This window comes from Enterovirga aerilata (assembly GCF_013044135.1).
Lineage (GTDB): Bacteria > Pseudomonadota > Alphaproteobacteria > Rhizobiales > Beijerinckiaceae > Enterovirga > Enterovirga aerilata.
Window position 1 is genome coordinate 73,757 of record NZ_JABEPP010000005.1, and the last position, 21,345, is coordinate 95,101.

Genomic DNA, 21,345 nt, shown 5'->3' on the forward strand with positions numbered 1-21,345 from the left:
GCGAAAGGTATCGGATTCGCTACGGCGGAATTGCTCCTGCGTGAAGGATGCCACGTGACCATCGTCGGCCGCCGCGAGGGTGTGCTATCCGACGCCGCGAGCTTACTCTGGGAAAGCGTCGGTCACGCCCCCGCAACGCTCGCGCTCGACCTGTCGACAGCAGAAGGCGTCGCCGAACTCGGCCCGCATTCGACGCGAACGGCCTTCTGGAGGATCTGAAGAAGGCCCTGGCCGAGAGGGCGCTGAACGCGGAGATGGATCACCATCTGGCGTCGGGCGAAGTCGGCAACAGCCGCAACGGCTACGGCCGCAAGACCGTGACGACCGAGACCGGCCGGATGGAGCTCGAGATCCCGCGCGACCGGCAGGCGACCTTCGACCCGCAGCTCATCGCCAAGTACCAGCGCCGCTTCCCGGGCTTCGACGACAAGATCGTGTCGATGTACGCCCGCGGCATGAGCGCCCGGGAGATCGTGGGCCACCTGCGCGAGCTCTACGGGATCGACGTCTCGCCCGACCTCGTCAGCGCGGTCACGGACGCGGTTCTGGAGGAGATCGCGGCCTGGCAGGCGCGGCCCCTGGAGCCGTCTACCCGCTCGTCTTCTTCGACGCCCTCAGGGTCAAGGTGCGGGACGAGGGCATCGTCCGCAACAAGGCGGTCCACATCGCGCTCGGCGTCCGGGCCGACGGGGCCAAGGAGATCCTGGGCCTCTGGCTCGAACAGAGCGAAGGCGCCAAGTTCTGGCTCCGCGTCACGAACGAGCTCAGGAACCGCGGCGTCGAGGATATCCTGCTCGCCGTCGTCGACGGTCTGAAGGGCTTCCCGGATGCGATCACGGCCGTGTTCCCCGAGACGGCGGTGCAGACCTGCATCGTCCATCTCCTGCGCCACAGCCTGGACTTCGTCTCCTACAAGGACAGGAAGCCCGTCGCGGCCGCCCTGAAGGGCATCTACCGGGCGCTCGACGCCGAAGCCGGCCGGGCCGCGCTCGCAGCATTCGAGGAGGGCCTCTGGGGCCGGCGCTACCCGGCTATTGGGCAGAGCTGGCGGCGCGCCTGGAACGAGGTCGCTGCCCCGCCGGCCACACCCTGACCACGACCGGGCGCATCGTGAACGACGATGCGACCATCCTGTACCGGGCGAGCACCTACGATTGCGAGCCGTGCGCCCTCAAGCCGAAGTGCTGTCCGAACGCGCCGGCCCGCAAGATCCCGCGCCCAATCCACGAAGGCCCTCAGCAGATGGCGAGCGACATCTGCAACTCGAACGAGGGCCGGACCTCGCAGCGCGAACGCAAGAAGATCGAGATGCTCTTCTCCCTCTCAAGCGCATCCTGAAGCTTGATCGGCTCCGGCTCCGAGATCCGAACGGAGCCCGCGACGAGTTCCACCTCGCCGCTGCCGCCCAGAACCTCAGGAAGCCCGCCAAGCTTATCCCGATGCCACGCCAGCCCTGGCGTGAGGCTCAGAGCGCCAAGCCTCCCACACCAAACGGCAGTGCCATCAGTGGCTCACGCCCGAGTTCTTCAACGGAATAGGCCGATAACAGAACGACTGCTTTTGGGTGCACGCACGGCAGAGCAGCCGTCCTGCGCTGCGCGACGCGCGTCGGGTTCAAGACGAATGTTACCCGTCGGGCTGGTGCTTTCGATCCGGGACTGAGTGCCGCCACCTGGGGCAGGCGCTTCCCGAGAGCCGCGCTCGCTACGGGGTCGTGTAGCCGCCGTCGACGAGCAGGTCCGCGCCAGTCATGAAGCTCGAGGCGTCGCTGGCCAGGAACAGCGCGGCTCGGGCGATCTCGACCGGCTGGCCGATCCGCCCGAGAAGGTGCTTTGGCGCGTTGTAGGCGCGGGCCGATTCCATGTCGCCGTGGCGGAGGATCATCCGGCCGGTCTCGATCGCGCCGGGCGAGAGCGAGTTGACCCGGATCCCGGCCACGGCATGGTCGATTGCCATGGCCCGCGCGAGTTGCAGGAGCGCACCCTTGGCAGCGCAATAGCCGGGCCGTCCCGCTGCCCCGACATGGCCGAGCTGGGACGCGATGTGGATCACGCTCCCGCCGCCGCCCGCGATCATCAGCGGGAGGATTGCGCGGCTCATCAGGTAGGCGCCCGTGACCTGTACGGCGAAGAGCCGGTTCCAGTCGGCGAGACCGATCTCCAGGACGGTTCCGGTCGGATCGTCATTCGACGCTCCGTTGACCAGGACATGCGCGCCGCCCCACGCCGCCCCGATCTCGGCCGCAATCGCGAGGGTGTGGACCTCGTCCGTGACATCGCATGCGAATGCCAGCGCCTCACCGCCAGCCTCCCGGATCGCTGCCGCCACCGCTTCGGGAGCCCTCAGGTCGAGGCAAGCAACCTTCGCGCCGGCATCCGCGAAGGTACGGGCGATGGCTCCGCCGATCCCGCCGCCAGCCCCGGTGACGACCGCGACCTTGCCCCGGAGGGCGAAGGCGTCCGGGAGAGGAATCGTGGGCAAGGAGGCACCTGTCGTGGAGAGAGGGGGCAGCGAGTGGGTTCAGTCCTGCGCGGCGCGGGTCCGGTCGCGCCAGAGCAGGTAGTCGTCGAAGGCCTCGATAGGCCCGAAGGCGGCCGCGAAGTCGGCATCCCGGCGCAGCCACTCGACCGAGAAGGGCGGCCGCGCGGAGGGCTGCGTCGCGCCGATCGTGACCGGCTCGCCATCCTCGACCACCGCATAGCCGAAACCCGGGAAGCGCCGCTTCAGCCGCTCGCACCATTCCGGGATCGACCAGCGGGCGCCGGTGGCGATCTGATACACGGCGTTCGGGGCGGCCCGCAGGTCGAGGAGCGCGACAACCGCCCGGGCAACGTCCTTCACATAGACCCAGTCGTCCGGCAGCCCGCGTCTGAAGCGCACGACCTCGCCCGACTCCGCGGCGCGCAGGAGCTGAAAGGGGATGCTGAGCGTGTCGCGGACGCCGGTCTCGTATTCCCAAGGCCCGAACACCACGCCGAGCCGAGCCACCACAACGTCAAGCCCGCGCATCTCGCGGTAACGCAGCGCGGTGCGCTCGGCAGCGTATTTCGTGATGCCGTAGAGGCTGTCCGGCACCGGGACGGTCTCAGCCTCGTCGATGATCTCCGTCCCGGGCCGGATCGTCGTGCCGAAGACCGATCCCGTGCCGAGCTGCACGACCCGCGACACACCGGCTGCGACAGCCGCCTCGAGCGTCTCGATCGTCCCGCTGAGATTGACGTCCGCGATGAAGCGCGCCTGCCTCGTCTCGCGCTCCGGCCCGGCCGTCACCGCGGCGCCATGGACGAGCTTTCGAATCGCGTGACGCTCCATGACGCGCGCGGTGGCTGCGCCATCCCGGACGTCGCCCGTCTCGACCGCGAGAGCGCCCGGCAGCAAGCGCAGATGACGTTCGGCTGCCTGAGGCGGCGCGTTCACATCGAGAAGCACGACGGTCTCACCGCGCTGCAGGAGCGCGGCGGCGATGTTGATCCCGACGAAGCCTGCGCCGCCGGTGACCAGGATGCTCATGATGCAGGCTGCTCCTCGGCTTCTTCCCGCGACAGCCGCTCGAAATCCCGGATCGCGGCGCGCATCACGTCGGCAGGCGCACGGCCGTCCAGGTCCGGCGCGAAGAGCTCGAACTCGAAGCGGCCGCGATACCCGGCCCGGCTCAGCGTCGAGAGAATGGCTGGAAGGTCGACGACGCCCTCTCCCAGTAGACAACGTCGTGGCAGCGCGAGCTCGGTGCGGGGCTGCGTCACACCGCAGACCTGCACGAGCGTGATCCGTTCCGCGATCCGGCCGATCGCATCGTGGAGGTCCGGATCCCACCAGGAATGAAAAAGGTCCAGGACTACTCCGAGGCCGGGATGGCGCTGCAGGAGCGCCTCGGTCTGGGCGAGCGTGTTGAGGCAGGCCTTAGTGAAAATTCGGAGAGGATGCATCGGCTCGATGCCGAGGCGCACGCCGGCTCTCGTGGCCTCCTCCAGGATAGCCGGGATCGCGTCGTCGAGTCGGGCCCGGGCCGCGGCCAGATGGCCCGGGTACTCCCCGCCCAAGTCGTGCAGGCCGCCGCCGATGAGGACGAGCGTATCCGCGCCTAGTTCGGCGGCGCTCGCGATGAGGCGGCTATTGGTCTCCGATTGCTGGGCGGCCCGGTCGGCATCGGACCATAAGAAGAAGCCGGCGCTGTTTACGGAGGTGACGGCAAGGCTCCGGTCCCGCAACGCGCGCTTCAACTCGGGCAGCGCCGTCTCGGAGAGGGCGCGCTCGGTCAGGCCGACGCCCTCGGCGCCGGCTTCCGCCGCCTCGTCGAGGAAGCGGGCGAGCGGGTAGCCGTCGGGCGTGATGTAGTGGTTGAGGGAGAGGCGCTGCATCAGCCTCTCCGGTCCGCCTGCGCGCTCAATTCTTCATCCCCGTGATGGACGCGCTGAGCGCGCGCGGGTCGCGCATCGGCCAGCGGCCGCTATCGATCTGCGCCAGGAACTCGCCGACGATGCGATTGAATTCGTCCGGCTCCTCGATGTTGATCGTGTGACCCGAATTGGGCATCACGGCGAGCGCCGCGGACGGGATCGACTGCTTCATGAGTATCCCCGGAAGCAGGCAGGGCCAGTCCTCATCCCCGGTCAGGACGAGCGTCGGCACCGTGAGCTTCCTCATCTCGTCGACGAGGTCGTAGAGCGAAGGCCGTTCGCGCTGGACGCCGAGCTGGGTGTTGGCCGAACCCAGCGCCGAATGCTGGGCGAGCATCGCCTTGAACTCGGCGAAGCCGCGCGGGTCCTTGTTCTCGAACTGCACGCGCGTCGGGCCGTAGGCGTAGCGCTCGGCAAAAGCGGGCATGCCGTCCCGTTTGATTGTCTCGGCGATCGTGTCGGCCTCTGCCCGGAAGCGCTCGCGCGTGTCGGTCTCGGCGCCGTAGCCGCAGCCGCCGACCATGAGGGAATATGCCCTCGCCGGGTGACGGAAGCCGAAATGGAGGGTCGCGAAGCCGCCCATCGAGAGACCGACCACATGCGCCTTCTGCTCCCCGAGATGGTCGAGCACCGCCAGGATGTCGTCCGCCGCACGCGCCTGCGAATAGGCGCCGGGGTCCTCGGGCACGTCGGATGGCGGATAACCCCGGGCCGCGAAGCTGACGCAGCGATAGCGCCGGCCGAAATGGCGCATCTGCGGCTCCCAGCTCCGATAGCTGCCGGCGAATTCGTGCACGAAGATGACGAGCCGCCCGGCCCCGGTCTCCTCGTAGTAGAGCTTCACTCCGTCATCCGCGGTCGCATGCGGCATCGTCGTTCTCGGTCCCTGGTTCGTGGATGTCGGCAAGGTCGGCCAACGATCAGGCGGGCAGGACGGTCGCGCTGTCGAGCCCCCAGCGCACCCTGACGCGGTCGCCGGGCCGCATAGTCTCCTGACGCCCGGTATTGGCGGCATCGGAGACGATCGTACCCATCGGCCCGAGGTTCACACGCCGGCGGACGAAGGACCCCATGTAGCTCTCCTCCTCCACCGTGCCGTCGAGCGCGGCCCCGCCCTCCCCCGGCCGGCCCTCCGGGACGACGTCGACCTTTTCGTAGCGGAGCGCGACGAAGACCTTCGCGCCCAGCATCGCGTCGGGCGGCAGCCGTGTTGGGAAGGCCTGGCCGTTCACGGCAACCGCGCCGGTGCCATCCGCTTTCCGCCCTGCGACCGTCCCGTCATAGAAGTTCGAGTGGCCCATGAACTCGGCAACGAAGCGGTTCGCCGGCCGCTCATAGACCTCGCGCGGGGTGCCGACCTGCTGGATGCGCCCCGCATTCATCACGGCGATGCGGTCGGACATGGTGATCGCCTCGCCCTGGTCATGCGTGACGAAGATGAAGGTGCCACCGATGGCGCGATGAAGCCGGCGAAGCTCCTCCTGCATCTGTAGGCGGAGCTGCAGGTCGAGGGCGCCGAGCGGCTCGTCCAGGAGCAGTACTTCCGGGTCGTTCACGAGCGCGCGCGCCATAGCGATGCGCTGCCGCTGGCCGCCGGAGAGCTGGTCGATCTTGCGGTCGCCGTAGCCGGAAAGCCGGACAAGCGCGAGGGCTTCCTCCACCTTCCGGGCGATCTCGGGCCTTGGCACCCGCTTCATCTCGAGCCCGAAAGCGATGTTCTGGGCCACCGTGAGATGCGGGAAGAGCGCACCGTGCTGGAACACCATGTTGGTGCGCCGACGATACGGCAGGTCCCCGAGCGCGCTCCGCCCGGCGATGAGGAGGTCGCCGCTGGTCGGCGTCTCGAAGCCGCCGATGATGCGCAGCAGCGTCGTCTTCCCGCAGCCGGATGGTCCGAGGAGCGAGAAGAACTCGCCCCGGCGGATGTCGAGATTGGCCGCATCGAGCGCCCGCGTGCTGCCGAACGACTTGGTGATCCCGCGAATAGAAACCGAGATCTCCGCCTCGGCGAGGATGGAGGGCGCCGCGAGAGGCACCCCAGTCTCCTGAGTGCGCCCGGCAGGCAGGGGCACGGCGTCGGCCATGGCCATCTCAGGCGCTCTTCACCCGGCTCCAGGTCTCGATCCACATATTCATGTTGGTCGGGAACTTGAGCTGATAGTGCTTCACCGAGCCGTCGAAGATGCCGTAGCCGTATTCCTTCTTGTAGGCGTCCGTCAGGTTCTCCTGCGCGAACTTCGAGGCCGAGAGGTAGCCGCAGCCGTCGGACAGCGCCTTCGCGTAGCGCTCGCCGAGCATCGCGTTGATGACCGCATGGGCGGCCGAAACATTCTTGGAATCCTTCGGGATGTAGGAGGCGCTGATGAGCGAGAGCACACCCTCCTTCGGCCAGGCGCCCGTGATGTTGAAGCCACGCTTCTTTAGCTCCACCCGCATCGGGACGATGCCGTAGCCGACCGCGATCTCACCGCTGGCGAGAAGGTTCGAGCCCTGCGCGAAGGTCGTGTAGAAGGTGCGGACGTTCTTCTTCTTCGAGATCAGGAACTTAGCGACCTCGCCCAACTGGTTGCGGTCCATCTTCTCGGGCTCGGCATGGCCGAGATAGAGACCTGCCGCCATCAGCATCTGATGAGCAACGTCCCACCAGCCGATCTTCCCAGCATACTTGTCCTCGAACAGGAGCGACCAGGACTGGGTGTAGGGGTCGTTATCGGGGACGACGTCGCGGTTGTAGAGGATGGAATCGAAGCCCCAGCTATGGGGGATCATGTAGACCTTGCCGTCCCGCTCGCCGATGCCCTCCTTCGAGGGCTCGTTGATGTACTTCATGTTCGGGATCAGAGAGACGTCGATCGGCTGCACGCGCTCGGCGCCTGCCTTCGGTCCCATGACAACAGGATGCGAGAAGGCAAAGGACGAGTTCATCAGGTCGTAGCGGGCGCCGCCCGGCGCCGTGAGGCGGGATACCGTGTCTGTCCCGGAGAGGAATGCGCCCTCCTTGATGGTGACCTTCGCCTCTTCCTCTACGATCGGCTTCAGCGTCGGGCCGAGCATCGCGTTGACCATGAGGGCGGTCATCTCGGTGCTCTGGGCCACCGCGCCGGCGAAAGGCCCCAAGCCGCCGAGCGCCGCGGCGCCGGCGAGCGTCCCGCTCATGAAGCTCCGGCGGTCCATCTCCCGCCCGCGCCCCTCATCGAAGATCGTCATGTCCGTTCTCCCCTGCTGGTTCAATGCGCGCGACCGGCGCGTGCGGATGCGGCGAAGCCGACGAAGGAGACGAGCATCGAGATCACCGTGATCACGACGCCGACGGCCGGCAGGAAAGGCGCCATCTGGTCGGAGAGCAGCGTCCAGAGGTGGACGGGCACCGTGCGCTGGTTACCGATGACGAAGAGGGTCCGGATGAACTCGTCAAAGGAGAGGGTGAAGGCGAACATGGCCGTCGCGACCACGCCCGGCTTAATGATGGGGAAGACGACGCGCCGGAACACCGTGAGCGGACGCGCGCCTAGATCCGCCGCCGCCTCTTCAAGGCTCCGGTCGAGCCCATGGATGCGCGGGAACAGCGTCAGGAAGGCGAAGGGCAGGACCCAGGTGATGTGGACCGGCAGCGCCGTCGTCCAGACGCCGAATTGGACCTCACCGAAGCCGAAGAAGACGAGATAGATCACGCCGCCGACGATCCCGGGGATGAGGATCGGCAGCAGGATGATCTTCATGAGAAGCCCCTTGAGCGGGAACTCCTGGCGGAAGCCCAGCGCCAGGAGCAGCGCGAGCAGCGTCGCGACGGCGGCGCTCACCACCCCGAGCACCACGCTGTTCAGGATGGAGCGGAGCATTTCCGGCGAGCCCAACACCTCCTCGTACCAGCGCAGCGTCACGCCCTGGAACGGCAGCCCGATCGTCTGCGAGTCGTTGAAGGACAGCACGACCAGCAGCAGGATAGGCAGGTAGAGGAAGCAGTAGAAAAGGCCGGCATAGGCCCAGAGCAGCATCCGCCGGGCGCGCTCGCCGCGCTGGCGGGTGTCGAGCGGAGCCGAGGCCGTCACGGCGAGGGTCGCCATTCTCAGCCTCCGATGAAGATGTCGTTGAGGCGCACGCGCCGCCCGAAGATGACGAGGCACAGGAACACGACGATCACCAGGATGACGGAGAGCGCAGCGCCCAACGCCCAGTTGTTCGTAACCGTGTACTGAGGCGCGATGACGTTGCCGAACATCATGCCGGAAGTGCCGCCGAGGAGTTGCGGCGTCACATAGGCCCCGCAGGCGAGCAGGAAGACCATCACGCAGCCAGAGAGCACGCCCGGCATGCTGAGCGGGAAGACCACACGGAAGAAGGCCCGGAACGGCCCGGCCCCGAGATCGGCGGCGGCATCGATGAGATTGCGGTCGATCCTGTCCAGCGACAGGTAGAGCGGCAGGGTCATGAAGAGCGTGTAGACGTAGACGAGGCCAATATGCGTCGCGCCCTCGTTGTAGAGAAGCCAGTCAAGCGGTTCCGAGATGATCCCGAGCTGGAGGAGGACGGCGTTCACCAGGCCGTTGCGCCCGAGCATCGGTAGCCACACGAAGGTGCGGACCACGTAGCTCGACCAGAAGGGCAGGAAGAGCAGGACCAGGAAGACGCCGCGCTTCGGCCCGCGCAGCGAGGCTAGGAAATAGGCCATCGGGTAGCCGACGAGCAGCGACAGCGCCGTGACCGTCAGGGCGATACGCAAAGTCTGGAGCAGAACCTGGAAATAGATCGGGTCGTCCGCGATGACGCGGTAGTTATCGAGCGTCAGGTCGGTCGTCGTGCCGAAGATCGACGACGTCCAGAACGACATCGCGAACAGGATCGCGAGAGGGGCCACCGCGAAGGCGAGCAGCCAGAGCGCGCCCGGGATGACGAGAAGCGCTCTGAGGTCGCGCCTCCGCGGCGGTACGGACGATACCGCAGCCATGGTCAGGCGACCTCGCCTAGGCTGTCGAGCACGGCGTGCGTGTGCTCGCCGAGAGCCGGCGCGGCGCGTCGGACCGAACCTGGCGTCGCCGAGAGCTTTGCCGGGATGCCGAGCGTCCGCACCCGGCCGGCGGTCGCGTGCTCCGCCTCAACCACCATCTCGCGTGCCACCACCTGCGGGTGAGCGAGGGCTTCGGCGAAGTCGAGGACTTGGCCCGCCGGGATGCCGGCCAGGTCAAATGCGTCGAGCCAATGCTGCGATGGGTATTCGCGGAAACGCTCCTGCAGCAGCTCGACCAGCTCGGCGTTGTGCGCCACACGATCCCGGTTCGCGCGGAAGCGCGGATCATTCCGGAGTTCGGGCGCATCCAGGATCCGGCACAGGGCTTCCCAGAAATTCTGCTGCGCCGCCCCGACCGTGATCCAGCCATCGGCCGTGCCGAAGACCTGATAGGGCGAGCTGCCCCGATGCGCCTGCCCGATCCGTGGCGGCTTTTCGCCCGTGGCGAAGACATGCGCGGCCTCGTAGACTCCGAAGGAGATGGCCGCGTCCAAGAGCGATACCTCCACATATTGGCCTTGGCCGGTGCGGTGCCGCGCTTCGAGCGCGGCGAGGATGCCTACGGCAAGATGCATCCCGGCCGCCACGTCCGAGAGCGCGATGGGCAGCCGGTGCGGCGGCCCGTCGGCCGGGCCGCAGACGCTCATCAGCCCGGACATACCCTGGGTCACCAGATCGAAGCCGCCGCGGTCGCGCCAGGGTCCGCTCTGGCCGAAGCCGGAGATCGCGCCATAGATCAGCCGCGGATTGAGGGCCGAGAGGGCCGACCAGCCGAGGCCCAGGCGGTCGAGCGTTCCGGGCCGGAAGTTCTCGACCAGGATATCGGCCGAGCGGACGAGGCCGAGAAGCGCGCGGCGCCCGTCGTCGCTCTTGAGGTCGAGCGTAACGGAGCGCTTGTTCCGGTTCCACACCATGAAGGGCGCACTCTCGCCCTCCACGAAGGGCGGCATGGCGCGGGCTTCGTCGCCGCGTCCGGGGCGCTCGATCTTGATGACATCCGCCCCGTGGTCGGCGAGCAGCATGGCGCAATACGGGCCGGAAAGATGGCTCGACAAGTCGAGAACCGTCAGTCCTTCCAGGGCCCCAGCCACGCGCCGCCACGTCCTCGATTTGTATACTGTACACGATTGATGCTGACCCATATGAAAGCGGGAGGCAAGCGGCTCAGCGATGGATTTTGCGGCTTTGATGGGCAGCGGCAGCGGAGAAGTTGGGCTCGTGCGCGGGACGGCGTCGCGGCCGTGACCTCGCCCGATCCGGTCTCACCAAAAGGGCTGCAGCGCGAGCCAGTGCCGGCCGGCGAAGGAGCATGACGAGCGAGGATGATCGCGAGAGACGCGCGCCTTCCTGGCGACCGCAGGCCGGCATTTTCTCCGTCGATAGTGCGAAGGACTGCCTGACGTCCCGGGGCGGGTCGGCTATAGCCGGCGAAGGCGGGGAGAGATGGTCGTGACCTTGCGTGAAAGGCAGGCCGAGGCGGCCGAGGAGAACGGATCGCCTGCGGGTGCTGCGGTGCTGCGGTTCCGGGAGGCCTTCGACGCGGCGGTGATGCAGGGCACCAGCTTCGCCCTACCGACGGTCATCGGCGCCGAGCTGGCGCGCGCGCTGTCGGAGGAGATCATCACGCTCCGGCTCGAGCCCGCCTCCCGCCTCACGGAGGAGGAGGTCTGCGGCCGGTACGGCGTAAGCCGGTCGCCGGTCCGGGAAGCGTTCAAGGCGCTCGAGGCGGAAGGGCTGATCGTCCGCTCGGCGCGGCGAGGGGTGAGGGTCACCCCGATAAGCCGTCAGGATCTCGACGAGGTCTATACCTGCCGGGCGGCGCTTGAGGGGCTGGCTGCGGCGGGTGCGGCGAGGAGCGCCGACCGGCTCATCGATGCCGAATTGTCGCGTCTCATCGATGCGCTGGACGTCGCAATCAGGTCACGCAACGCGCCGGAATTCTTCAAGCACAGCGTAGGCTTCACCTCCGCGATCCACCGGCATTGCGGCAATAAGACCCTCAGGCGCATGCTGGAGGGGATCGATAAGCAGGCGCGGCGCTACCGCTATCTCGCCCATACCTGGACGCACGAAATGCTTGAGGTGTCACTCCAGAACTATCGGGAGGTGTCGGAAGCGATCGCGCTGCGCAATACGTCGATGGCGCAGCGCCGAGCCACCCGCATGATTCGGCGGGCCCACGCTGTCATCGCGCGTGCGCTCACGGAGGCCTATCCGGGGCTGGAGCAGGGTGAGAGCGGCTCGCCCGAGCCGCGATGAGGGACCACGATTCGAAGACGCTGCGCTCTTCGTGACGGCCTGCGAGCTGCGCAGCCTGAGCAAGCGGCGGAGAAGCTGCACCTCGCGCCCTCCGCCGCATCCAGATCCTGGAGAAGCAGGCCGGGAGCCTGCTCCTCGCTCGCCGCCCCCGTGGCGTGGATCCGACAGCGGCAGGCTCACGCCGTAGCGCTTCGCCAGAGCCCTCACGCTCTCTTGACGTAGCTGTGTCGCGCGACGGACCGCCTCCGTCGTCGCGCTCCCATGGAGAGCCTAGCCATAACGTCCTTCCACTCCGCCGTGAAAAGTGCACCATTAAAGCCCAGGATCAAACATCCCCCTAGCGAGGTCAGCAGCTGGAGAATCCTGGAACCGATATGAACGGCCGAGCGGGACCGACACTCACAACGGCCGACACCGCCGGGACTTCGGCCGGCGTACATCGGGACACTCACGCCCGTCGTGATCGGGGGCGCTTCCGGCCAGCGAGCGCCTCGGTCTGCACGATCACAAGTTCCAGGTCCTCGTCGGCCAGCGCCTGAGCTGCCGAGTTCAGGCGATCCCATGAGGCGCGAACGAGTCAAGGAAGGCTTCGGATCGGCGACCCTGAGCAGCACGTTCGGCGTGGTCTGGAGCGCCTCGGAGATGCGCAAGAGCGTCGCCAGATCGGGCTCCCTGATCCCGCTAACGTAGTGCGAGTAGCGGCGATCGCTCAAGCCGGCCCGGCGCGCCGCCTCGGCCTGCGCGATCCCAAGCTCGGCGGCTCTCTCCCGAAGTCGAGACGCAAACAGGTCCATCGGAACAAACTGTTCCGACAATCCTCTTCGCTCCAGGAACGTTCCGTGTTCCCGTATACCTACGAAATGTAGGGAAAAACGGGAACATGGATGCTCTGTGGCGAGCGCTCGCGTGAACCAACTACGTCGTCCCGTGGACATGGTTGATCTGGGTCGGGGCCGCGATCCTGATTGGCGGCACCGTGCTCGCCCTCGACGAATGGCGGCTGCATCGGACGAGGCCGAGACCGGAGGTACGCGCCTATGCCGACGACCTGGAGCATCGCCACGGTCGAGAGGCGTTCCGCATCAACGGCGAGGCCATGCACGAGGCCCGACTGGCTAAGGACTTCGACCGGTACCGATTCCTAAGGAGGTCTCGGGTGAGCTGGTGAGTCGCTTGGTCTCAGACAGGGCCTTATCGCTCTCGGCCGAGGATTGAGAACGAGCGGAGACCGTTTCGCGCTCGCGCGTGTTGACCCGGTATTGAACAACGTCAGAAACGAACGGCCGCCTCGCAGCGGCCATTCACAAACTGCTGAAGTTATTGGGAATTTGGAGCGGGCGAAGGGATTCGAACCCTCGACCCCAACCTTGGCAAGGTTGTGCTCTACCCCTGAGCTACACCCGCATCCGTGCGGGCCGAAACGCGGCACCGCGACGCCCATGTGCCCCAACCCGGCCGGCATTTCAAGGCCTTTCGCGCCGAAGCGCCTGGCTCCGGTGCGGCGAGCTCCTCCGTCGCGTGGGGCCGGGTGAAGCGCATCAAAGCGCCGCAGAGCCCGCGCGACAGGGGCCGGCAGGGCCGGTTGGCCCGCGGGAAGGTTGCCGATAGGCTCGGCTCAAGAGCCCGGAGCGTCCCATGCGCCTCATCATCGCGGCACTCGCCGCTCTCCTCGCATCCCTGCCGCCGCTCGTCCCCTCCCCGGCCGGCGCCCAGACGATCAGGGTCGGGTCGAAGAACTTCACCGAGCAGTTCATCGTGGCCGAACTCTATGCCGGCGCGCTGGAGGCGGCCGGCTACAGGGTCGAACGCAAGATCAATCTGGGCGCGACGCTCGTCGCGCACGAGGCGCTCAGGACCGGAGCGATCGACCTCTACCCCGAATACACGGGCACCGGCATCCTGGCCGTGATGAAGGCGACGGGAAAGCAGGATTCCGATCCGAAGCGCGTCTTCGAGCAGGTGAAGGACTTCTACGAGCGCGAGTTCAACCTGACCTGGCTTCCTCCTTCGCGGGTGAACAACGGCTACGCGATCGTGGTCCGGCCGGAAACCGCGCGGGAGCACGGCCTCAAGACGCTGACGGATCTCGGCCGCGTCGCCGGAAAGCTGAAGCTCGGGGCCGGCTCGGAGTTCTTCGACCGCTATGACGGCCTGCCCGGGCTGAACGAGGTCTACGGGATCACCTTCTCGGTGACGCGGCAATTCGCGGCGCTCCGCCTGCGCTACGAGGCGCTGGCCCAGAAGCAGGTGGACGTCGCGAACGGCTTCTCGACGGATTGGCAGATCGCGGCCGAGAAGTTCACCGCGCTCGACGACGACAAGAACCTCTTCCCGCCCTACGAGCTGGCGCCCGTCGTCCGCATGGAGATCGCGCGCGACGCGAAGCTCGTCGAGACGCTCGCCCGCGTGAACGCCCTGATCGACAACAGGACCATGCAGGAGCTCAACCGGCAGGTCGAGGTCGACAAGCGCGAGCCGCGGCGCGTCGCCGCCGACTTCCTGAAGCAGGCGGGGCTCGTCAACTAGTCGGGCTGCGAGGCCGCGGCCCATGGCATGGGCGATCGAGAACCCGGCCGCACTGGGGGAGGCGCTGCTGCGGCACATGGTGCTCGTCGGCCTTGCGCTTCTGATCTCCCTGGCGATCGCCCTGCCGCTCGGGATCTGGTCTGCGCGGCGCCCGCGCGCCTACACGGCCGTGCTGCTTGCCACGGGCCTCCTCTACACGGTCCCGGCACTCGCGCTCTTCGCTCTGCTCGTGCCCTTCATGGGGCTGGGAACGGCGCCGGCCGTCACGGCGATCGTCCTCTACTCGCTCCTCGTGCTGACCCGGAACGTGGCGGTCGGGCTGCAGACCCTGCCCGGCGAGGTGCTCGAGGCGGCGGACGGCATGGGGTACGGCCGCTGGCGGCGGCTTCTCGCCATCGAGCTGCCGCTCGCCGCCCCGGTGATCGTCGCGGGCGTGCGGCTGACCGTGGTGACCCAGGTCTCCGTCGCCACGGTCGGCGCCTTCATCGGCGCCGGCGGGCTCGGCGACCTCATCTTCCAGGGCATCACGCAGGACATCGGCGAGAAGGTCCTGGCCGGGGCCGTCGCCGCTTCGGCCCTCGCCGTCCTCGCCGACGAGGCCCTGCGGCGGCTCGAGCGGCGGCTCGCCGCCTCCCAGGGCGGCGAGCCCTGACCGTGCCGGACGTGATCGGCTGGATATGGAGCCACACCGCGCTGGTCGGGAGGACCGCACAGGAGCATGCGATCCTGTCGGCGGTCGCGCTCCTGCTCGTGCTCGCGACGAGCCTGCCCCTCGGATTCGGGCTCGCCCGGACGGGACGCCCCGCGACGCTGGTGGTCGCAGCCGCGAACACGCTGCGTACGGTGCCCAGCCTCGCGCTCCTGGTGATCATGCTGCCGATTCTCGGGACCGGCTTCCTCCCCTCGGTCGTGGCGCTGACGCTCTACGGATTGCCCGCCGTCCTGCTGAACACGATCGTCGGGCTGCGTGAGGTCGATGCCGACGTGGTCGAAGCGGCACGAGGCCAGGGGCTCTCGGAGGCCCAGATCCTGCGCGACGTGACGATACCGCTCGCGCTTCCGGTGATCCTCGCCGGCATCCGGACGGCGGCCGTCCAGATCGTCTCGGCGGCGACGCTCGCCGTGTTCATCGGCGGCGGCGGGCTCGGCGAGCTCATCTCCTCCGGGCTCGCGCTCATGGACATGGCTCAGCTCACCGCCGGCGCGCTGCTCGTAGCGCTCTTCGCGATCGCGACGGAGCTCACCCTCGGCACGCTCCAGCGCTCCTTCGCCCGCCGCTTCGGCGCCCCGGCATGATCCGGCTCGAGGACATCGAGAAGCGCTTTCCCGGCCAGGCGCGGCCCGCCGTGGACGGGATCGAGCTCGAGGTCCCGGCCGGCGAGACCTGCGTGCTGATCGGCCCCTCGGGCTGCGGCAAGACGACGACCCTGCGGATGGTGAACCGCCTCATCGAGCCGAGCGCAGGCCGGATCCTCGTGGAAGGCGAGGACATCGCGGGCGCCGATCCCGTCCGTCTGCGGCGCCGGATCGGCTATGTCATTCAGGGGGTCGGGCTCTTCCCCCACCTCACCGTGGGCGACAACGTCGCGACCGTGCCGCGGCTTCTGGCCTGGCCGGCGAGCCGCGTCGCAGCCCGGGTCGACGAGATGCTGTCCCTCGTCGGGCTGGAGCCCGGGGAGTTCCGAGACCGGCGGCCGGGCTCGCTCTCCGGCGGGCAGCGCCAGCGCGTCGGCGTGGCCCGGGCGCTCGCGGCCGATCCTCCCGTCATGCTCATGGACGAGCCCTTCGGCGCCGTCGACCCGGTGGTGAGGGCGCGTCTCCAGCGGGACGTGGCAGAGATCCTGCGCCGGCTGGGCAAGACCGTCCTGATGGTGACGCACGACATCGACGAGGCGGTCCGGATGGGTGACCGGGTCGCCATCATGCGCGACGGCCGCATCGTCCAATGCGACAGGCCGGAACGACTGCTCGCCGCGCCGGCCGAGCCCTTCGTGGCCGATTTCGTCGGAGCCGACCGCGGGCTCAAGCGTCTCGCGCTCATCCCGGTCGGGGAGGCCGCCTCGCCCCGCTCCGCTCCGGCCGGCTCCCCGACCGTTGACGGCGGGGCTTCGCTCCAGGCGGCGCTCGCCGCGATGCTGGCGGCCGGCGCGGAGGCGGCGGCGGTCGCCGGCCCGGACGGCAGCGCCATCGGCTCCGTGACGCTCGCCGCGATCCGCGAGCGCGCCAGGACGCCGCCCGCGGCTCAGTCGCCGGCGAAGACAGGCTGCTCCTTGGCCACGAAGGCGCGGTAGGCTCGCCCGTAATCCTTCGTCTGCATGCAGATCGCCTGCGCCTGCGCTTCCGCCTCGATCGCGGCGTCGATCCCCATGTCCCATTCCTGGTGCAGGCAGGTCTTCGTCATGGCATGCGCGAAGGTGGGTCCGTCGGCGAGCTGGCGCGCCAGCGCCTGTGCCTCCGCCAGAACCTGATCGGGCTCCACGAGCCGGTTGTGGAAGCCCCAGCGCTCGCCTTCCTCCGCCGTCATCACGCGGCCGGTATAGAGCAGCTCCGACGCCCTCCCCTGCCCGATGATGCGAGGCAGGATGGCGCAGGCCCCCATATCCGCGCCGGCGAGCCCGACCCGCACGAACAGGAAGGCCGTCCTCGTGCGCGGGGTCGCGAGGCGCAGATCGGAGGCCATGGCGAGGATCGCGCCGGCGCCCGCGCAGACGCCGTCGAGCGCCGCGACGATCGGCTGCGGGCAGTGCCGCATCGCCTTGACGAGATCGCCCGTCATGCGGGTGAATGCGAGCAGCCCGCTCATGTCGCCGGCTTCCTGCATGCGCACGAGCGGGCCGATGATCTCGTGCACGTCTCCGCCCGAGCAGAAATTCCCGCCCGCGCCCGTGACCACGACCGTCTTGATCTCGGGCGCGTAGACGAGGTCCCGGAACAGGTCGCGGAGCTCGCCGTAGGATTCGAAGGTGAGCGGGTTCTTCCGCTCGGGCCGGTTGAGCGTGATCGTCCCGACCTTGCCTTCCACGGACCACAGGAAATGGGCCGGGCGGAACTGCCCGGCATCGAAACGCTTCATCCCGAAATCCCCGCAAACCCCGTCCCATGCGCCAGGACCGGCGCCCATTGCGAGGCGGGCGAGTTCCCGTCAAGCGCCGCGGCGTCCGGGCGCGATCGGACGACGCGGAGGCAACGGTTGCGCCGACGCGCGGTCGCGTCTAGACGAAGCGCATCCTTCCCTGGCCGGCGGGTGCCGACCGGAGGACCGTCCGCGAGAGCGGGCCGGAGGGGTGGCCGAGTGGTTGAAGGCGCACGCCTGGAAAGTGTGTATACCGGAAACGGTATCGCGGGTTCGAATCCCGCTCCCTCCGCCAACCCGCCTCGCTAAGCGATTGAAACTGCTGATATTTCATCACTTGGCTACTGGCACAAACCTCGTTTCATCCCACATTCCGTATTGGATCGAGGCCGCCCCAATCGGCCCTCTCTGGACTACCTGTCGCAATTCGGTCGTAAGCCCGCCGCGGCTGCGTCATGCATTCGCGCCGAGTCGCACGAGACTTGTCGCCGCCCAGCAGGCATAAGAGACGACCTCGCCCCGCTCAACTTCACGGGCCAACTGCACACAGTGCCGCTCGGCAACCGTTCGTGGTCGTTCAATCCAGGCGGGAGATCCGGGAGGGCGGCTTTAAGGGCGGGGAGCGTCCGACATGAAGGCGGCGTGGCGGCCTTCGTCGCCGCGGATAGTGGAGGCGACAGGGCGGCAGCTCTCCCGAGGCATGCAAACCTTGGTGGAATGGATATCATCGAGCGAATGTTCCTTATGGAGCAGGAGATACCCACAATTATTGTGACTGATTTCGATTATTTTCCCGCTGGCGGGCAGGACGCATCGGAAACGGAGATTATCAGCCTAGGAGATCTAAATTCACGCGCCTCCTCTCTGCTCGGGGATTATCATCTAGGGACGGTACGGTACGGGTCATCAACATGGCGTGACGAGTTTGCTTTTATTATTAGCAGGTAGGACTTAGTATGAAAATTTTAGTCGTCCATGACAGGCCAGAGATTCTCTCTAAAAATTGTATCCCTGCTGAATGATCTAGCGATTGCCGAGCGGCAAATCGCTACCGCGCCGGACGGGGTGACGGCGCGTGCGCGTCTATCCGAAGAGGTTTTCGACCTGGCAGTCTTTGACTTGACGATTCCGCACCTCACCGGGCGGGAATCGCGGATTACTCTGCGGTCGAGAATCTCTTTTTCGAGCTCTTCAATACCCACACCCTGAATGTTCCTGGGGACATAATCGGGCTTACGAGGGAGGCGGAGGCTCTTCAACGCATCGGGGTCGAGAGGGACTGTCAGGATTTTCGTGTGCGAACGGCGGGTTGAACATCAGGCCGCCATGGCCCTTGTGAAGCGCTGGCCGAAGAGCACGGCAAACTGCGCCTTGGCCATGCACCACTCTCGCGGTGGCATTTTCCAGTCCTTCTCGGCTCGATTCAAGACCAGGAAGAGCAGCTTCATGGCTGCGTCGTCGGTTGGGAAGTGGCCCCTGGCCCGGACGGCGCGGCGCAGCTTGGCGTTCAGGGGCTCGATTGCGTTTGTGGTGTAGAGGATGCGGCGCACGTCCGCGTGGAAGGCATAGAACGGCACGACCTCGTTCCAGGCGCGCCGCCAGCTCTGCCCAATAGCCGGGTAGCGCCGGCCCCAGAGGCCCTCCTCGAATGCTGCGAGCGCGGCCCGGCCGGCTTCGGCGTCGAGCGCCCGGTAGATGCCCTTCAGGGCGGCCGCGACGGGCTTCCTGTCCTTGTAGGAGACGAAGTCCAGGCTGTGGCGCAGGAGATGGACGATGCAGGTCTGCACCGCCGTCTCGGGGAACACGGCCGTGATCGCATCCGGGAAGCCCTTCAGACCGTCGACGACGGCGAGCAGGATATCCTCGACGCCGCGGTTCCTGAGCTCGTTCATGACGCGGAGCCAGAACTTGGCGCCTTCGCTCTGTTCGAGCCAGAGGCCCAGGATCTCCTTGGCCCCGTCGGCCCGGACGCCGAGCGCGATGTGGACCGCCTTGTTGCGGACGATGCCCTCGTCCCGCACCTTGACCCTGAGGGCGTCGAAGAAGACGAGCGGGTAGACCGGCTCCAGGGGCCGCGCCTGCCAGGCCGCGATCTCCTCCAGAACCGCGTCCGTGACCGCGCTGACGAGGTCGGGCGAGACGTCGATCCCGTAGAGCTCGCGCAGGTGGCCGCGATCTCCCGGGCGCTCATGCCGCGGGCGTACATCGACACGATCTTGTCGTCGAAGCCCGGGAAGCGGCGCTGGTACTTGGCGATGAGCTGCGGATCGAAGGTCGCCTGCCGGTCGCGCGGGATCTCGAGCTCCATCCGGCCGGTCTCGGTCGTCACGGTCTTGCGGCCGTAGCCGTTGCGGCTGTTGCCGACTTCGTCCGACGCCAGATGGTGATCCATCTCGGCGTTCAGCGCCCTCTCGGCCAGGGCCTTCTTCAGATCCTCCAGAAGGCCGTTCGCGTCGAACGCCGTCTTCGGGTCGGCGCCGGCCAGAAGCTGATCCAGGAGCGCGTCAGGAATGCGGGGAGCTTTGCGTCGTGCCAGCGGAACCCTCCAGGTCCACTATGGCCGCCCGCACACGAAAATCCTGACAGTCCCCAGCCACCCGGCCCGACAGCGCCGCCGAGGGCGTCACTTAGTGCCGACGGGAGCGAATCGCTCTTGCTCGGTTTTTCGACTCGCTCTTGTTCTGGCCCACAGGGGAAATCGAATCGCTCTTACCCTGGTCCGTTAAGGTTGCTATCGGACCAGAGCTGGAGCGATTCGATCTCCGTTGGGGCCAGAACAAGAGCGAGTCGAAACACCGAGCAAGAGCGAGTCGATCCCTGCTGAAACCGAGTAAGAGCGATCCGATCTCGGACATTTCCCGACGCTTTGGACCGGTTCCCTGATGGTCAAACCGGCCTCGTCAGGTCGCGCGGTACCGCCGTTCGTTGTGCACACCTCGGACGATGGCGGACTTGGTCGATCATATCGGGCTGCGGCAGGCCTGAGACGCGGGCTTAAGAAGCGAGAGTGAACAAAACAAGAACTTTTGCTTGCTCCAAGGTTGCCGGCGGGCCTAGTGTCATGCGCGGCGGCGCGGCGAAGGTGTGAGGGCGACGACCTTCGCGTGTTCGAATGGAAGGTCGAGTTGCGCGATTTGTGGGCCGGGGTCGAGAACGGTAGCGCGGAGACGCTCCATGACGCGGTCGACGCGCACGACGGTTATCGTTTCGACCTCCGGCAGGTCACGGTCGTCCCCGAACTCCATTTCGCTACCGACGATGAGGAGAGCCATCGGAAGGTTCGCAGGCTTTGTGCGCGCTTCGATCTCCGCGAAGAGCCAGGTGGCAGTCTCGCCGAAGCGGGAAACCGGCAGCCCGAGTTTCTGGACCGCCTGGGAGATCACGCATAGGCTCACCAGTTCGGGGTACGTGTAACGGTGCGAGCGGCCGTCATGGTCGCTGATGGGGGCGAGGATGCCCTTCCAGTGACGGAGCGTTTCCTTGCTGATACCAGCCAGCTCCAGGACCTGCGCCGTTTCGAACCGCATCGACTTTTCCCGTTCGAAACAGGCGGGTGAAACAAAGTGGGGTTGACCCCACTTATAAACGCGATTTACCGCTGATCAAACTTCGGATTGTAGGATTCGGGAGTTCGGAGGGGTGCCATGACGAGCCGGTTCGATGGCGCGGAGATCCTGGCGGCGGTGTGGAGGCTTGGTGCCGGTGACGAGCGGCTGCCGACTTCTCACGGCATTTTGGACAAGGCGCTCAAGGATTGTTTTGACGATCTGCCGGACCAGCTGAAGGGTGGGTTGTCGTTCGGTGTCACGGGGGTCGGCCTGCGCTGCTACGAGCTCCCCGACATTCTCCTCGCTGCGCAGGAGGCGCTGCTCACGACCGAGCCCAATCCGACTTATCTTTCCACGATGGTCACGCTGGACGAGGGCAGCGCCCGCCAGCTGGTGCTTTCGCACGGCATCAGGCCTGAGAAGGCCCGAACGGTCGGGCGGCGGCTGAGGGAGGTGGTCAAAGCTACCGCCTCAGGTCATTCAGAGTCCGATGAAGCGCAGTACGCTGCGGCCTAGCGCGTGAGCGAGCTCCGGAGC

Annotated in this window: 20 protein-coding genes, 2 tRNA genes and 4 pseudogenes; 12 read left to right on the forward strand and 14 right to left on the reverse strand. The window is 67.2% G+C overall.

Annotation, left to right across the window (positions count from 1 at the left end):
* The first annotated feature begins 54 nt into the window (after positions 1-54).
* The 3 genes and pseudogenes from HJG44_RS17515 to HJG44_RS17525 all read left to right on the forward strand — a co-directional run.
* Entirely contained in the window at positions 55-219 is a 165-nt protein-coding gene (locus HJG44_RS17515; protein WP_171219582.1) for a hypothetical protein, read from the forward strand.
* Positions 186-1,069: pseudogene (locus tag HJG44_RS17520) on the forward strand (IS256 family transposase); the annotation flags it as partial. The gene HJG44_RS17515 and the pseudogene HJG44_RS17520, both read left to right, overlap by 34 nt.
* 2 nt (positions 1,070-1,071) lie before the next feature.
* Positions 1,072-1,442: pseudogene (locus tag HJG44_RS17525) on the forward strand (transposase); the annotation flags it as partial.
* A gap of 262 nt (positions 1,443-1,704) precedes the next feature.
* Here the strand turns inward: HJG44_RS17525 and HJG44_RS17530 are convergent.
* The 9 genes from HJG44_RS17530 to HJG44_RS17570 are packed head-to-tail and all read right to left on the reverse strand — an operon-like array spanning position 1,705 to position 10,493.
* The gene (locus HJG44_RS17530; protein WP_210261205.1) at positions 1,705-2,481 is read right to left on the reverse strand and encodes an SDR family NAD(P)-dependent oxidoreductase; all 777 of its coding nucleotides are present in this window, start codon (positions 2,479-2,481) and stop codon (positions 1,705-1,707) included.
* Positions 2,482-2,520: 39 nt separating this feature from the next.
* On the reverse strand, positions 2,521-3,510 hold the full coding sequence (locus HJG44_RS17535; protein ID WP_171219642.1) for an NAD-dependent epimerase/dehydratase family protein: 990 nt from the start codon (positions 3,508-3,510) through the stop codon (positions 2,521-2,523).
* Positions 3,507-4,358: a sugar phosphate isomerase/epimerase family protein gene (locus tag HJG44_RS17540; protein ID WP_171219643.1), complete on the reverse strand. Its 852-nt coding sequence runs from the start codon at positions 4,356-4,358 to the stop codon at positions 3,507-3,509. The genes HJG44_RS17535 and HJG44_RS17540 overlap by 4 nt, the downstream gene beginning before the upstream one ends.
* A 25-nt stretch (positions 4,359-4,383) precedes the next feature.
* The gene (locus HJG44_RS17545; RefSeq protein ID WP_171219644.1) at positions 4,384-5,268 is read right to left on the reverse strand and encodes an alpha/beta fold hydrolase; all 885 of its coding nucleotides are present in this window, start codon (positions 5,266-5,268) and stop codon (positions 4,384-4,386) included.
* Positions 5,269-5,317: 49 nt separating this feature from the next.
* Positions 5,318-6,481 (reverse strand): ABC transporter ATP-binding protein, encoded by a 1,164-nt coding sequence (locus HJG44_RS17550; RefSeq protein ID WP_171219645.1) that lies wholly within the window; start codon positions 6,479-6,481, stop codon positions 5,318-5,320.
* 7 nt (positions 6,482-6,488) lie between these two features.
* Entirely contained in the window at positions 6,489-7,604 is a 1,116-nt protein-coding gene (locus tag HJG44_RS17555; RefSeq protein WP_171219646.1) for an ABC transporter substrate-binding protein, read from the reverse strand.
* A gap of 20 nt (positions 7,605-7,624) precedes the next feature.
* Complete coding sequence (locus HJG44_RS17560; protein ID WP_171219647.1) at positions 7,625-8,461, reverse strand: ABC transporter permease; 837 nt, start codon at positions 8,459-8,461, stop codon at positions 7,625-7,627.
* 2 nt (positions 8,462-8,463) lie between these two features.
* Positions 8,464-9,342, reverse strand: a complete 879-nt coding sequence (locus tag HJG44_RS17565) for an ABC transporter permease (protein ID WP_171219648.1) — start codon at positions 9,340-9,342, stop codon at positions 8,464-8,466.
* Positions 9,343-9,344: 2 nt separating this feature from the next.
* On the reverse strand, positions 9,345-10,493 hold the full coding sequence (locus tag HJG44_RS17570; protein ID WP_210261206.1) for a CaiB/BaiF CoA transferase family protein: 1,149 nt from the start codon (positions 10,491-10,493) through the stop codon (positions 9,345-9,347).
* Positions 10,494-10,851: 358 nt separating this feature from the next.
* On the opposite strand from HJG44_RS17570, the gene HJG44_RS17575 reads away from it, so the two are divergent.
* On the forward strand, positions 10,852-11,661 hold the full coding sequence (locus HJG44_RS17575) for an FCD domain-containing protein (protein WP_171219650.1): 810 nt from the start codon (positions 10,852-10,854) through the stop codon (positions 11,659-11,661).
* 671 nt (positions 11,662-12,332) lie between these two features.
* Here the strand turns inward: HJG44_RS17575 and HJG44_RS24285 are convergent.
* Positions 12,333-12,596, reverse strand: a pseudogene (locus HJG44_RS24285) (helix-turn-helix domain-containing protein); the annotation flags it as partial.
* A gap of 2 nt (positions 12,597-12,598) precedes the next feature.
* Here HJG44_RS24285 and HJG44_RS23430 point away from each other — a divergent pair.
* A complete protein-coding gene (locus tag HJG44_RS23430; protein ID WP_210261207.1) occupies positions 12,599-12,829 on the forward strand; it encodes a hypothetical protein in 231 nt (76 codons plus the stop codon).
* 161 nt (positions 12,830-12,990) lie between these two features.
* On the opposite strand, the gene HJG44_RS17590 is transcribed toward HJG44_RS23430, so the two are convergent.
* A tRNA-Gly gene (locus HJG44_RS17590) sits at positions 12,991-13,065 on the reverse strand.
* Between the two features lie 231 nt (positions 13,066-13,296).
* Between HJG44_RS17590 and HJG44_RS17595 the strand changes: the two genes are divergently transcribed.
* The 4 genes from HJG44_RS17595 to HJG44_RS17610 are packed head-to-tail and all read left to right on the forward strand — an operon-like array spanning position 13,297 to position 16,478.
* Positions 13,297-14,187, forward strand: coding sequence for a glycine betaine ABC transporter substrate-binding protein (locus tag HJG44_RS17595; protein WP_171219651.1), 891 nt, complete (start codon positions 13,297-13,299; stop codon positions 14,185-14,187).
* Positions 14,188-14,209: 22 nt separating this feature from the next.
* Positions 14,210-14,839 (forward strand): ABC transporter permease, encoded by a 630-nt coding sequence (locus tag HJG44_RS17600; protein ID WP_171219652.1) that lies wholly within the window; start codon positions 14,210-14,212, stop codon positions 14,837-14,839.
* A gap of 2 nt (positions 14,840-14,841) precedes the next feature.
* Positions 14,842-15,483: an ABC transporter permease subunit gene (locus HJG44_RS17605; protein WP_171219653.1), complete on the forward strand. Its 642-nt coding sequence runs from the start codon at positions 14,842-14,844 to the stop codon at positions 15,481-15,483.
* The gene (locus HJG44_RS17610) at positions 15,480-16,478 is read left to right on the forward strand and encodes an ABC transporter ATP-binding protein (RefSeq protein WP_171219654.1); all 999 of its coding nucleotides are present in this window, start codon (positions 15,480-15,482) and stop codon (positions 16,476-16,478) included. The genes HJG44_RS17605 and HJG44_RS17610 overlap by 4 nt, the downstream gene beginning before the upstream one ends.
* Here the strand turns inward: HJG44_RS17610 and HJG44_RS17615 are convergent.
* Positions 16,430-17,260, reverse strand: coding sequence for an enoyl-CoA hydratase family protein (locus HJG44_RS17615; RefSeq protein ID WP_171219655.1), 831 nt, complete (start codon positions 17,258-17,260; stop codon positions 16,430-16,432). The two genes, HJG44_RS17610 and HJG44_RS17615, sit on opposite strands and share 49 nt — an antisense overlap.
* Positions 17,261-17,465: 205 nt before the next feature.
* Between HJG44_RS17615 and HJG44_RS17620 the strand changes: the two genes are divergently transcribed.
* Positions 17,466-17,555: transfer RNA gene (locus tag HJG44_RS17620), tRNA-Ser, on the forward strand.
* Between the two features lie 347 nt (positions 17,556-17,902).
* Positions 17,903-18,208, forward strand: coding sequence for a hypothetical protein (locus HJG44_RS17625; RefSeq protein ID WP_171219656.1), 306 nt, complete (start codon positions 17,903-17,905; stop codon positions 18,206-18,208).
* Between the two features lie 368 nt (positions 18,209-18,576).
* Here the strand turns inward: HJG44_RS17625 and HJG44_RS17630 are convergent.
* Together HJG44_RS17630 and HJG44_RS17635 are read right to left on the reverse strand one after the other, a co-directional pair.
* Positions 18,577-19,796, reverse strand: a pseudogene (locus HJG44_RS17630) (IS256 family transposase).
* Between the two features lie 523 nt (positions 19,797-20,319).
* Positions 20,320-20,787 (reverse strand): MerR family transcriptional regulator, encoded by a 468-nt coding sequence (locus HJG44_RS17635; protein WP_171219657.1) that lies wholly within the window; start codon positions 20,785-20,787, stop codon positions 20,320-20,322.
* A gap of 117 nt (positions 20,788-20,904) precedes the next feature.
* On the opposite strand from HJG44_RS17635, the gene HJG44_RS17640 reads away from it, so the two are divergent.
* Positions 20,905-21,324: a hypothetical protein gene (locus HJG44_RS17640; protein WP_171219658.1), complete on the forward strand. Its 420-nt coding sequence runs from the start codon at positions 20,905-20,907 to the stop codon at positions 21,322-21,324.
* Positions 21,325-21,345 lie beyond the last annotated feature (21 nt).